This window comes from Paraglaciecola marina, from assembly GCF_004360155.1.
GTDB classification, from domain to species: domain Bacteria; phylum Pseudomonadota; class Gammaproteobacteria; order Enterobacterales; family Alteromonadaceae; genus Paraglaciecola; species Paraglaciecola marina.
Map to the genome: position 1 here is coordinate 1 of NZ_SAIS01000017.1, position 12503 is coordinate 12503.

The 12503-nt window shown below is 38.7% G+C and carries 10 protein-coding genes; 9 read left to right on the plus strand and 1 reads right to left on the minus strand.

The window, feature by feature from the left end; genetic code table 11:
- The first annotated feature begins 97 nt into the window (after positions 1–97).
- Positions 98–769, plus strand: coding sequence for a haloacid dehalogenase type II (locus EOK74_RS17925; protein WP_133471486.1), 672 nt, complete (start codon positions 98–100; stop codon positions 767–769).
- A gap of 59 nt (positions 770–828) precedes the next feature.
- On the opposite strand, the gene cysZ is transcribed toward EOK74_RS17925, so the two are convergent.
- Positions 829–1551 carry a sulfate transporter CysZ gene (cysZ, locus tag EOK74_RS17930; RefSeq protein WP_133471487.1) on the minus strand — a complete coding sequence of 241 codons (723 nt, stop codon included), beginning with the start codon at positions 1549–1551 and terminating at the stop codon, positions 829–831.
- Between the two features lie 207 nt (positions 1552–1758).
- On the opposite strand from cysZ, the gene smc reads away from it, so the two are divergent.
- From smc to EOK74_RS17970, 8 genes are all read left to right on the plus strand, one after another.
- Complete coding sequence (gene smc, locus EOK74_RS17935; protein ID WP_133471488.1) at positions 1759–5235, plus strand: chromosome segregation protein SMC; 3477 nt, start codon at positions 1759–1761, stop codon at positions 5233–5235.
- 50 nt (positions 5236–5285) lie between these two features.
- Complete coding sequence (gene zipA, locus EOK74_RS17940) at positions 5286–6701, plus strand: cell division protein ZipA (protein ID WP_133471489.1); 1416 nt, start codon at positions 5286–5288, stop codon at positions 6699–6701.
- A gap of 67 nt (positions 6702–6768) precedes the next feature.
- The gene (ligA, locus tag EOK74_RS17945; protein ID WP_133471490.1) at positions 6769–8802 is read left to right on the plus strand and encodes an NAD-dependent DNA ligase LigA; all 2034 of its coding nucleotides are present in this window, start codon (positions 6769–6771) and stop codon (positions 8800–8802) included.
- A 73-nt stretch (positions 8803–8875) separates the two neighbouring features.
- Positions 8876–9829, plus strand: a complete 954-nt coding sequence (locus tag EOK74_RS17950; RefSeq protein ID WP_133471491.1) for a DUF2157 domain-containing protein — start codon at positions 8876–8878, stop codon at positions 9827–9829.
- Positions 9826–10875: a DUF4401 domain-containing protein gene (locus tag EOK74_RS17955; protein ID WP_133471492.1), complete on the plus strand. Its 1050-nt coding sequence runs from the start codon at positions 9826–9828 to the stop codon at positions 10873–10875. Before EOK74_RS17950 ends, EOK74_RS17955 begins: the two co-directional genes overlap by 4 nt.
- The gene (locus EOK74_RS17960; protein ID WP_133471493.1) at positions 10872–11414 is read left to right on the plus strand and encodes a GDYXXLXY domain-containing protein; all 543 of its coding nucleotides are present in this window, start codon (positions 10872–10874) and stop codon (positions 11412–11414) included. Before EOK74_RS17955 ends, EOK74_RS17960 begins: the two co-directional genes overlap by 4 nt.
- A gap of 35 nt (positions 11415–11449) precedes the next feature.
- On the plus strand, positions 11450–11638 hold the full coding sequence (locus tag EOK74_RS17965) for a hypothetical protein (protein WP_133471494.1): 189 nt from the start codon (positions 11450–11452) through the stop codon (positions 11636–11638).
- A 109-nt stretch (positions 11639–11747) separates the two neighbouring features.
- Positions 11748–12464, plus strand: coding sequence for a helix-turn-helix domain-containing protein (locus tag EOK74_RS17970; protein WP_133471495.1), 717 nt, complete (start codon positions 11748–11750; stop codon positions 12462–12464).
- Positions 12465–12503: the final 39 nt, after the last annotated feature.

Genomic DNA, 12503 nt, shown 5'->3' on the forward strand with positions numbered 1-12503 from the left:
CAAACAACTATTGAGAGCGGCTTAAAGAATTTCTACGAATATCTGCTGCTTAAAATGGGGAGATTACACTAACGCTCAGCAGTAAAGGTTGAATTGTATGAAAATAATGACGATATTATTTGATATTAATGAAACTGTTCTGAACGTAAGTTCATTACATCCAAACTTTACGTCTGCTTTTGATGATGATAATGCTTTATCGTTATGGTTTTATCAGTTATTACATGCATCTACCGTATGTGTTGCCACTAAAGTTAAAACCGATTTTTCTACTTTGGCCAGCACTATGTTAGATGTGGTAGCGGGGCGTTTGGGTGTTTCTTTAACTGCTGAGGTAAAGGCAAATTTACTTTCTGACTTTGGCTGTTTACCGCCATATGAAGATATAAAGCCCGCACTTACAAATTTAAGACAAAAAGGATTTCGACTGGTAGCTTTTTCGAACTCCTCAAATGAACTTATTGCAACGCAAATCAAAAACTCTGGCTTATCTGATTTTTTTGATGAAATTGTGTCTGTAGAGAGTACAGGTAGTTTTAAGCCAGATTTAAGAGTTTATGAATTCGTGGCTGACAAATTAAGGCAAAAGGTTGAAAACTTGAGGTTAGTAGCTAGTCATGACTGGGACATACATGGAGCGTTAACTGCTGGATTAAACGGAGCATATGTAGACAGAAGTGGTGCGCCATATAATGCTTTATATCTTAAACCAGATATTTATGAGAAAAATATGATGGGTATAGCAGAAGCCATTATCCAAAAACGCTAGTTTAAGATAAGGGTGTAGCTATCTGTAATAATAGTTACACCTTACTACTCTCGACATCTTTAAACTTGGTCCTTTAATTCCTCTACCCACAATGCAGTGGCACCGCATACTGCAACTGGCATCACCAAGAAGTTTACTATAGGTATCAAAGAACACACACTTACTGTAATTCCAAAACTAAAGCTTTGTGATTTATTGTCACCTAGTACATGCTTCATTTTTGTAAATGGAACTTTGTGATTATCAAATGGGTAGTCACAATATTGTACTGCCATCATCCAAGCGCTAAACAAGAACCACAATATTTGTCCAAAAACCGGCAAAATGAAAAACAATAATAAAAAGCCAATTGCTCGTGGTAGGTAATAGCTTAGCTTGGCTAACTCTCGCCCTAACGTACGAGGGATATCCTTAAATACATCTAATAAACCTGAGTCATCCATTGCTTGCCCTGTTAGATGCTGTTCTACTTTCTCTGCTAATAGGCCATTAAAGGGCGCTGCTATCCAGTTCGCTAAAGTTCCAAAGATTAAAGAAAACACCAGTAGTATGCTAATAACGGCAATTGGCCAGATAATATAACTTAAGCCTTGCTTTAACCAGCTTAACCAGTCCCAATCGGGGATCAGGTCAACCATCCAAACAATACTGGCGCTGATTTCGCCAAATAAATAATAAAATGCAACAGAAAATAAAATAAGATTAATTGCTAGGGGGAAAAACACAAATCGTTTTAAACCTTTGGTTGTAATTAGACTAAATCCCAAGAAAAAATAATGCATAGTAAACTTTAATAACCTTTTGTTTTGTTTGAATTAACTACAATATTAACCAGTACAAACGTCAATTTAATTATAGGAAGTATACGGAACTCGCGCAGATGTTCAAAACGTCAATTGTTACACTTGATGACTTTTGGTACATTCACTTACTAATCAATAATAATTATAATATTTTTAGGGAAATTACGACTTCGTGTCTTTCACTCTATGCGCCTGAAAAAAATAAAACTGGCCGGATTTAAATCTTTTGTAGATCCAACCACTATCCCATTTCCTGATGATATGACCGCTGTCGTAGGCCCTAACGGCTGTGGGAAATCCAATGTAATTGATGCTGTACGCTGGGTTTTAGGGGAAAGTTCGGCCAAAAATCTTCGTGGCGATGCCATGACAGATGTTATTTTTAATGGGTCAACCGCAAGGAAACCCGTATCTCAATGTAGTGTTGAGTTGGTGTTTGATAATTCTCTTGGACGTATACAAGGTGAATATGCTGGTTACAATGAGTTATCAGTGAAACGTATCGTCACCAAAGAAGCAAAGTCCAGCTATTTATTAAATAATGCAAAGTGTCGTCGTAGAGATGTAACTGACCTATTTCTAGGGACAGGTTTAGGCCCTCGAAGTTACGCGATTATCGAGCAAGGCATGATTTCTCGATTAATAGAGTCGAAACCTCAAGAATTGAGGGTATTTATAGAAGAAGCTGCTGGCGTTTCAAAATATAAAGAGCGTCGCCGAGAAACAGAAACCCGTATTCGTCATACTAAAGAAAATCTTGAAAGGCTAGAAGATGTTCGAGGTGAATTAGGACAACAACTTGAAAAACTACAACGTCAAGCGTCTGCAGCTAAGCGCTACAAAGAATTAAAACAGAGTGAAAGACAATATAAAGTTGAGTTAGCCGCTTTACGTTGGTTAAAACACAGTAAAAAGGTTGAAGTATTAGAATCGGAGATTGCACAAAAAAATGCTGATATTGAGGCTTATGTTGCTACTCAGCGAAATGAAGAAAAAGACATTACGCTTTATAAAGAACAACAGCATGATGTTAAACAACAGTTGTCAGATATGCAGCAACAGTTGTTTAAGGTGAGTACAGACATCACACGTATAGAGCAAATTCAAATTCATACTAAGCAAAGGCAACAGCATATTGAGCAGGAGTCACAATCTCTGCGGGATGCTATAACCGACAATAAAATAAGCCAGCAACAGCACCTAGACACTATTAAAGGCTTAGAGCAGCAGCTTGAGTTAGCGATACCAGAAAAAGAGCTGCTTGATGAGGAGGTTGAACAGGCTCAATTTACGTTACTAGAGTCAGAGGAACAATTCAGTCAAGCACAGCATCAATGGCGAACTCTGGATCAAGAGTTTAATCAACGTAAACAACAAGCCCAAATTTGTCATGGTAAAATCCAATCGCTAATGTCAATGCAAATGCGTACTCAGCAGCGCATTGGAGAGCTAAAAGATGAACTATCAGCTGAGTCTGACCAAGAATTGGATTTAAAGATAGAAGCCCACAAAGAACAAATATTAATCCAAAAGCAAGCCTTAGAAGAGCTTGCAGAGCTAGCCCACCAAAGGGAACAAGTAGAAAACGAAAAACGTAGTCAGCAGCAGAAAGCCAGTCAGCTGCAACTAACAATTCAAGGTTCTTTGCAAAGCCTAAATGCCCAAGTAGATGCGTTAACAGTGTTACAACAAACTAGTGACCAGAGAGATAATGGTTTCGAAACATTGGATCAGCAGCACATAAAATATAAGAAGTGGTGGCAAACTTTAGACATTACACCTGGCTGGGAGCAAGCATTTGAAACTGTTACCCAGCAATGGCAACTGGCTTTTGAACTCAATGACAATGTAAAACTAGAAACCCTATTAGATTGTGCAGATGGCTCTTGGTTATTTTCGGGAGATTATGTCAGTGACATCGCTTCAAAGTCTATTGCGTCAAAATTGAATATGACTAAGGTGCCTCTGTGGTTAACTCATATTATGTTTACCGAAAATCTACAGCAAGCCCAAGCATTGTTACCTCAATTAAAGTCATATCAAAGTGTGGTAACAAAAGATGGTATTTGGTTGGGCCGAGGCTGGATTGTTTCTGGTAATACAAGTCAAGACTCCGGTTTGCTGGCTCGTGAAAATCAAATTAAAGAGTTGAGACAACAACAGAGCCAAGTTGCCAAGGAATTGCATCAGGCTGAATCAGTAGCTAAAAGAACTGAACAAGAGTTGCTAGATTCTATACAAAACTCTAAGAGCGCACAGCTACATTTAGATCAACATAAGCAAGCGTTACAAACAAATCAGAACCAACTGCAATTATTTACTGGACAAAAACAACAAACCTTAAGTCGACACAGTCGATTAAATGAGGAATTGTTCCGTCAGCAAGAAACCTTCGAAGATGAATGCCAGCAATTGGATGAATTAGCGTTGCAAGCCGAAGAGTTGGAGCAAGCTGTTGAGGCATTAGAAGAGCAACAGATAACCTCTGAGCAAGGTCGAGAGCAATTTCAGCAAAATATAACGGATAGTCGCACCCGTTTAGAAAGTGGTAAAACTAAACTGCATCAATTGGCACTTCATTTACAAGGGCTCAAAAATCAATACGATGGGCTTATATCTGGTCAACAAAGAGAAGACCAATTACTCAATACCATGGAACAAAAGTTAGCTCTTTTACAAGTAGAACTAACTGAAATTTCTATGCCCCTTGAGGAACAGGTTGAAAACCTACAATTGTATTTAGAACAAAAGGCCACCCTTGAAATCGAACAGAACCACTTGTCAGAAAAGTTGTCAAAAATTGAAGAAAAGTTACTTGAAGCTGAAAAAGGTCAACAAGGGGTAACTGATAAAATTCAATCCATGTTAACTGAATTACAGAGCGTTAAGTTAGAGTGTGAAGGTTTTCGAGTAAGAGCTAATGCAGTTCTAGAACAATTAGAAGAAATGCAGCAGCATTTAAAAACAGTGTTAGATGGCTTGAGTGCAAATGCAGAAGAAAACGAATGGCAAAGATTACTCGATAAAACAACGGCTTCTGTGAGTCGATTGGGCGCGGTAAACTTAGCTGCTGTTGAAGAATATGAAGTGCAAGCAGAGCGTAAAAAGCATTTAGATGATCAAAATGATGATTTAGTGTCTGCTATGGATATTTTAGAGCAAGCCATTCGTAAAATTGATAAAGAGACCCGTACCCGGTTTAAAGAGACTTTTGATACCGTTAACGAAGATTTAAAAATGTTGTTTCCTAAGGTATTTGGTGGTGGCTCAGCATATTTAGAGTTAACAGGTGATGATTTGTTGGAAACTGGTGTGAGCATTATGGCTAGACCACCAGGAAAGAAAAACAGCACAATTCATCTTCTTTCGGGTGGTGAAAAAGCGCTGACCGCTTTATCATTAGTGTTTGCGATATTTAGATTAAATCCGGCGCCATTTTGTTTGTTGGATGAAGTTGACGCGCCGTTAGATGATGCCAACGTAGGGCGTTTTTGTAAGTTGGTATCTGAAATGTCAAAAAGTGTGCAGTTTATTTATATTACCCATAATAAAATTGCCATGGAAATGGCCACCCACTTAACAGGGGTCACAATGGCTGAGCCGGGTGTGTCGAGAATGGTCGCTGTTGATGTTGAAGAAGCTGTTGCCATTGCAAATGCTTAATTAACGTTAGTCTTAAAAATTATAATAAATAGAAAGTACGAGTGAATTAAATGGAAGATGTGTTACGTTGGTCGTTATTGGTAGTGGGTAGTTGCGTCATTATTGGTGTTGCTGTTCATGGCATTTGGGTGTCACGTAAGAATAGTGAACAAAAGTTACAAAAAACTAGAACCAGACCAGAATTACAAACAGAAGACCAATACCCAGTTAATGATGTGGCTGAAAAAGACGTAGATGTTTCCATAAACTTTGACAATGATTTTAATGAGTCTTCTGTTGAGCTTGAAGATGAGATTACTAGTACATCGACTGTAAGTTCTCCTAAATTCGATGATTTAGGACTAAGTAGTGTTCGAGTGGTGTCGGGTAATACTACAACAGAGCCCGATGAGGCAACTGAAATTAAACATCAAGGTTTCCCAAGTATCGCCAATACTGAAGTTGAAAATCAAAAAGAGTGTAAAGCAGAAAAGCAACCTAACGAATCTCCAAGTAAAATTTATGCTTCGGTTGTAACACAGCCTAAGCCTGAGTATACAAAACAAAGTCACGTTTCTAAATCTCAAAATAGTGACCTTTCACAGCAAACTAAACTAGTGTCTTCTAGCACGACTGGAAACCCAAAACCTTCAGTGAGTAGTGGTACAAGCCAAAGTAGTACTAATTCGATTTCTGATGGATATCAAGCGCCAGAGCCTCCACCATTTTTACTTAAAAAAGATGCGTCCCACGAGCTTGAAACTACAAAAGACATACAAAAAGCAACATCTAGAGCTGATGACAAACCACTACTTAAAGATACTAAATCCGTTAGCTCAGATAAAAGTGTCAGTGAAAAGCCTAGCCTTAGTGAGCAAGCACGTAATTTGGTTAAACGTAAAAAGTCTGAAAATACGCGAAAACGTCGTGAGCCCAAAATAGCCGAAGATCAAATGAAAATTGATTTTGACGAAGAAGACACCAAAGACGTTACGCAGCCACAGGCAATAGAACCAGAGAAAAAATCAGAAACAAAACCAGCTAAGGTAGAGCAGGAGCAAGAAGTATTAGTGCTTAATGTTAAAACTCCGGACGGAGATCCAATTTCAGGTGCGGCATTACTGCCTATGTTGCTTACCTTAGGGTTTAAATTTGGGGATCAAGATATCTTTCACCGCCATGTTAATTCTAATGGTAAGGGACCTGTGTTATTTAGTTTAGCAAATATGTTCAAACCTGGTGTATTCGATATTGATAATCTTGAAAATTTTACCACGCAAGGTGTGTCATTATTTATGATTTTACCGATTGAAGGTGAACCTCATCAGGTTTTCAATATGATGCATAATGCAGCTCGTAAAATTTCTGAAGAGTTTTCAGCGCAAATTTATGATGCTAAACGCAGTTTATTAACCAAACAAAGCCTGCAACAGTACGTTGAAAAAATTCGTGAATTCGAGCGCCAACGTATGCTAAAAAACGGATAATACTCAACTATTCTCCCCTCACGTTTGTGAGGGGAATGCTTAATCTCTTTTCTATGGAATGCTTCTTATGGCAGTCTCGCAAGACACAATATTAAAACTCGCCGCTATCAAAGCCACGATTACAGAATATAACTACCAATATTACGTACTAGATAACCCAAGCGTACCTGATGCTGAATACGACAGGCAAATGCTGGCCTTAAAGGCGATTGAAACCCAGTACCCTGAATTACTGACAGCAGACTCACCTAGTCAAAAGGTGGGAGACATGCCATTACCAGAGTTTCAACAGGTAGAGCACGAAGTCCCTATGCTGTCTTTAGATAATGCCTTTGATGAAGAAACCTTTCTTGCTTTTGAAAAGCGCATGCAAGACCGATTAAAAAGCAGCGATCACATTACCTATAGTTGTGAGCCTAAGCTTGATGGCTTGGCAGTTAGCTTACTCTATGAAAACGGGAGATTAGTGCGCGGAGCTACTCGAGGCGATGGTAGAGTCGGAGAAAATATTACAGCAAACGTCCGTACAATTCGTAATATCCCCTTAATGCTCAGAGGAGATGATTACCCTGAACGACTTGAAGTTCGTGGTGAAGTAGTTATGAGCCGTGATGGCTTTATAAAACTAAACGAAAACCAACTAGCCGAAGGTAAAAAAGTGTTTGCTAATCCCAGAAACGCTGCTGCCGGCAGTTTACGGCAACTCGATTCGCGAATAACAGCCAAACGACCTTTGCTATTTTTTACTTACTCTCTTGGATTGGTCGAAGGGGAACAAAATCCCTTAGCCCAAACCCACTCAGCCCGTTTACGGCAGTTAAGTGAATGGGGATTCCCCCTTAGTAAAGAACTTCAAGTAGCCCAAGATTCAAGGGAATGTTTAGCATATTACCAGGCTATTGGCGCAAAACGAGATGCACTTAATTACGATATCGATGGGGTCGTATTTAAAGCGGACAAGATAGCGTTACAGCAAGAGCTTGGATTTGTCGCTAGAGCGCCGCGCTGGGCCATTGCCCATAAATTTCCTGCACAAGAAGAAATGACAGTAGTGCAAGACGTCGAATTTCAAGTGGGCAGAACAGGGGCCATTACTCCAGTCGCAAGGCTAGAGCCTGTGTTTGTAGGTGGTGTAACTGTTTCTAATGCAACACTTCATAACCAAGATGAAATCCAACGTTTAGGCTTAAAAATTGGCGATACGGTAATTGTTAGGCGGGCTGGGGATGTCATCCCTCAAGTGGTATCGGTTATTTTAGAAAAACGCCCAGCAGATGCTAGAGACATAGTGTTTCCTAAAACCTGTCCAATTTGTGATTCGAATATAGAAAAGCTTGAAGACGAAGCCGTAGCTAGATGCACAGGTGGCTTATATTGCGGTGCACAGCTTAAAGAGTCGATGAAACACTTTGCATCTCGCAAGGCCTTCGATATAGATGGTCTGGGTGACAAAATAATTGAACAGCTAGTTGACCAAAAGTTAGTAAAAACCCCAGCAGACTTTTTTAATCTCGAACTGATTCAGATCTCAAATTTAGAACGAATGGGTGAAAAGTCTGCGGCTAATTTAATTCATTCATTAGAAAAAAGTAAACAAACAACACTAGCTAAATTTCTGTATTCATTAGGTATTCGAGAAGTGGGTGAAGCTACCGCTGCAAATTTGGCGGCCCATTATTGTGAGCTAGATGCCATTAAAACCGCTGATTTAGAAAGTTTACAGGAGGTGAGCGACGTAGGTGTGATTGTAGCTCAACACCTAGTTAACTTTTTTGCCGAAGAGCATAATGTACAAGTAATAGATGATTTGATAGCAGCGGGTATAACCTGGCCAATAATAGAAAAAATTGAACTCGACTCATTACCACTTGCAGGTCAAACCTATGTGTTAACAGGAACCTTATCGCAAATGGATAGAAATACTGCAAAAGCCAAGTTACAAGGCTTAGGTGCTAAAGTTGCAGGAAGTGTTTCAGTAAAAACAACGTGTTTAATAGCGGGTGAAAAAGCTGGCTCTAAGTTAACTAAAGCAGAAGCCTTAGGTGTAAAGATCCTAAACGAACAAGGTATGTTAGATTTATTTGCCGAGCTTGAAGCCTAATTTGACCCTGCTCATGGTTGTAGTGATAACGTTAGGATCATAGTAAATGAGTGTAAAACAAGGAAATAGTTAAATGATTGATGATAAAGCTGCTGGTACCCGGCAGCTATTTATTGAGCTGATTGAATCTAAAGAATTGGCAATGAAGGATGTACCTGAGGCTATTGCCATAGCCAAGATATCGCCGTCGGCCGGTCAATGGCAAAACTTCATCAATACCCTTTTACTTTGGTTTGGAAGCCTCACCTTAGCATTTGGCGTGATATTTTTTGTTGCAGCAAATTGGCAAGAAGTAGGGCGTATGGTTAAGTTTGCCATAGTGGAAGGCGCTATCTTAATCGCTATGATCTTAAACATGAAATTTCGTCATAAAGAAGTCATCAGACAAGCTACTTTATTGATCGTTATCATATTGGTTGGTGCGTTAATGGCACTGTTTGGACAAACTTACCAAACTGGTGCCGATCCATGGCAATTATTTTTAAATTGGGCATTGTTAACCACACCTTGGGTGTTAATTAGTCGGTTCAGTGTTATCTGGTTAATTTGGTTGGGTCTACTTAACCTTTCGATTAGTCTTTATTATCAAACCTTTGGTGGTTACTTCAATATTGCCTGGGTAGCCTTTGGGTTCAATACGGCTGCGCTTGTTATTTGGCAAGGCAGTGTGAGTAAATTTAGTTGGTTAAATATGACTTGGGCTATTAACTTACTAGGTTTTATCTCTGGTGCATTGGCCCTAAATCTCTTTGTTCGTAGCCTTTTTAATGATGAGCCTTCTGGGCTAATAGTATGGGGGCTATGGGCGGGTTTTACTTTTTATGTATATCGATATCGAATATTAAACCTATTTATGTTGGCAGTATGGTCTGTTGCTATTTTAGTGGCAGCAAATGCCCTGCTGATACGTATTCTCCCCGGCTTTTTTGAAGCTGGAACGCTTATGTTGTTAACAATAGTGACAATTGGTTTAGGCACCTATTTTACGGTTTGGTTAAAATCACTGAATAAGGTAAATCACGCATGATTGCAGCCTCTAATTTGCTTAGGTTACTTAAGCAATCTGATTTAATAACTTTAGGTGCTCGTGATGAACCTACAGTGTTTGATTCTCCTTGGTATATAAAAGTATTGATGGCATTTTGTGGTTGGTTAGCGGCTATCTTTATACTGGGTTTTTTCGGGCTTAGTATTGCAGGCTTGTTTGATAACTCCTATGCATTAAGTATTTTAGGCATTGTTATGATTGGATGCAGTTTAGGTGTGCTTTATTCAAAATCATCAGAGTTCTTTGAACATCTTTGTCTCGCGTTTAGTTTTGCAGGACAGGCACTTATAGTATTTGCCTTATTTAACCAAGGGGAATCGAAGGATATTACTAATTGGGTAATGTTAAGCTTAATGTGCTGTTCTTTAGCCATAGTTATGCCGAGCTATATCCATAGCCTAGTTTCAGCTTGCTTAGGGACTCTTTGCTTTTCATATTTAATGTTTTTAGTGGGGCTACCTTCGTTTTTTAGTGGTGTGTTTTTGTTCCTAGTGGCTAGCATCTGGTTGTATGAATTTACCCTCAGCTACCAGGTTAAAAAATTACAGGCAATTGGATACGGAATCGTTATTGGGCTGATGCAATTTAAAACGTCAATTTTGTTTAGCCAGGGTGGTCAAACTTGGGCGCAAGAGATGGTGCCTTATGTAAACCAATGGCTGGACGAAGGGCTAAATACCTTGGTATTAATTTATATTGTCGTACAAATGCTAAGACATAAAGCGTTACTAATAGAACGAGCTAACCGCTTAATAGGTATAGCCGTGGTTCTGCTATTTTGTATGGGTAGCTTATATGCGAACGGTATTATTGTTGGCCTTACTTTTGTGCTTTTAGGGTTTGCGAATCAGAATAAAATTCTATTAGTGTTAGGGGGAATTTGTACTTTAATAAATTTGTCTTCTTATTACTATTTTTTAGACATCACCTTATTAAACAAGTCTTTGATTTTTGTTGGAATGGGCTCTTTGAGCTTGCTACTTATGTACTTAAATAAGCGTTTACCTGTGGGTAAAGCGTTATGAAACACAACTTGGTAATGTGGCTTACTGGGGGTGTTATTTTAATACTTATTAACTTGTCAATTTGGCAAAAAGAAGTACATCTAGATGAGGGTGAAGTGATTTATCTTGAACTCGCTCCCGTTGACCCTCGCTCCTTAATGCAAGGAGATTATATGGCACTAAGGTATAAGTTGGGTAATAAGGTGTATGCCGCGTTAACTGGGGCTACTGACACCGAAGATAATCAAGAGTGGCAAGATTGGAATAACCAACAGTTGTCGGCTACTGATGGCTATCTTATTGCTGAAAAAGACCAAAATAAAGTCATGAAGTTTGTACGTCTAGATAACGCTGAAGCAATGACAGCCTCACAGAGAAAGCTGCAATTTAGATTTAGAGATAAGCGAATTAAATTTGCCACCAATGCATTCTTTTTTAGTGAAGGGGATAGAGCATTATATGAAGACGCTCGATACGGCGTTTATCGCTTGAATACTCAGGGGGAGGTTCTACTTACGGGTATGTTAGATGAGCAGTTTAATGTGTTAGGTAATCAGTAAAATGTCAAAAATCGAACTATAGAAAAGGAAAGTATATGTTTGGAATAAGTTCAATACTTGTGTTGTTAATTTGGTTAATACCTATCATTTTAGTCGCTAAATCAAATCGTACCCAAGGTAATGAAAAGCTAGTCTGGCTATTATTAATTGTATTTGTTTCTTGGTTCGCATGGGTCTTTTATGTGTTGTTAGCCCCTCTTAAGAAAATTCCAACAAGTGAATAATATTCATAGTTAGTCGTTAATATTCACCTTTCTAGTCCTTTAAGAATAGCCAAGACTAGTGGCGTCTTATCAGCGTTTGGTAAGGCATCAGTACCTTAGGAGGCAAAAAATGACATTGGGTAGAAAATTAAAAAGTTTACGTACAGAGCATGAATTAAGTCAGCCAGAATTGGCTGATAAAATTGGAATTGAGCAATCCTATTTATCTAAATTAGAAAATGATAAATCATTGCCTTCGAACGAAGTGCTTCGCAAGATTTTAGACGCTTTTAACTTATCTTTATCTACATTTTTAAAAGATTTTGAGCTAGGTAAAGAGCATGGCGTATTAAGGCAAATCCCAATTGTTGATGAGTATTTTTCTGAACAAGAAACGGTGAAGTTTGCGCAACAACGAGTGTATTTTATTACCTCAAGCTTCATCATTGTGCTGGCGGTTACTTTATTTTATATGGGTTATAGTAAGCAGGTGTTTTCAGAAACTCAATTTCAATATGAGTCGCAGGGTGTCATTTTTGAAGGTGAGCCTGATATTATTTTTTCTAGGTGGATGAGTTTATTAAGTCCAGACGAATCTGCTGACCGTACTTTCATGGCAAATAAAAAACTAGAAATTGCCCTTAGAGTCGACGAACATATGATTTCATTATTTAAATATGCTGGGCAAAGTTTTAAACAGAAACAGGAAGACGGGCACCGTCATTTTGTACTTAAAAGAGAAAAACAGATTAAGAGGCCCATAAATGCCTGGTTACAGGTGTTGGGTGTATTTCTATTTAGTCTTGGGATTATGGGGTTTGTGATTGAGAGGCGGTTTTTTAAATAGTTTGTTTAAGCTTACTGTAAAAGGGGCGGGTGACGCCCC

Coding starts and splice junctions, on each gene's coding strand:
- EOK74_RS17925 (WP_133471486.1), top strand. CDS start 98: ATGAAAATAATGACGATATTATTTGATATTAATGAAACTGTTCTGAAC.
- EOK74_RS17955 (WP_133471492.1), top strand. CDS start 9,826: ATGATTGCAGCCTCTAATTTGCTTAGGTTACTTAAGCAATCTGATTTA.
- smc (WP_133471488.1), top strand. CDS start 1,759: ATGCGCCTGAAAAAAATAAAACTGGCCGGATTTAAATCTTTTGTAGAT.
- EOK74_RS17960 (WP_133471493.1), top strand. CDS start 10,872: ATGAAACACAACTTGGTAATGTGGCTTACTGGGGGTGTTATTTTAATA.
- cysZ (WP_133471487.1), bottom strand. CDS start 1,551: ATGCATTATTTTTTCTTGGGATTTAGTCTAATTACAACCAAAGGTTTA.
- EOK74_RS17965 (WP_133471494.1), top strand. CDS start 11,450: ATGTTTGGAATAAGTTCAATACTTGTGTTGTTAATTTGGTTAATACCT.
- EOK74_RS17950 (WP_133471491.1), top strand. CDS start 8,876: ATGATTGATGATAAAGCTGCTGGTACCCGGCAGCTATTTATTGAGCTG.
- ligA (WP_133471490.1), top strand. CDS start 6,769: ATGGCAGTCTCGCAAGACACAATATTAAAACTCGCCGCTATCAAAGCC.
- EOK74_RS17970 (WP_133471495.1), top strand. CDS start 11,748: ATGACATTGGGTAGAAAATTAAAAAGTTTACGTACAGAGCATGAATTA.
- zipA (WP_133471489.1), top strand. CDS start 5,286: ATGGAAGATGTGTTACGTTGGTCGTTATTGGTAGTGGGTAGTTGCGTC.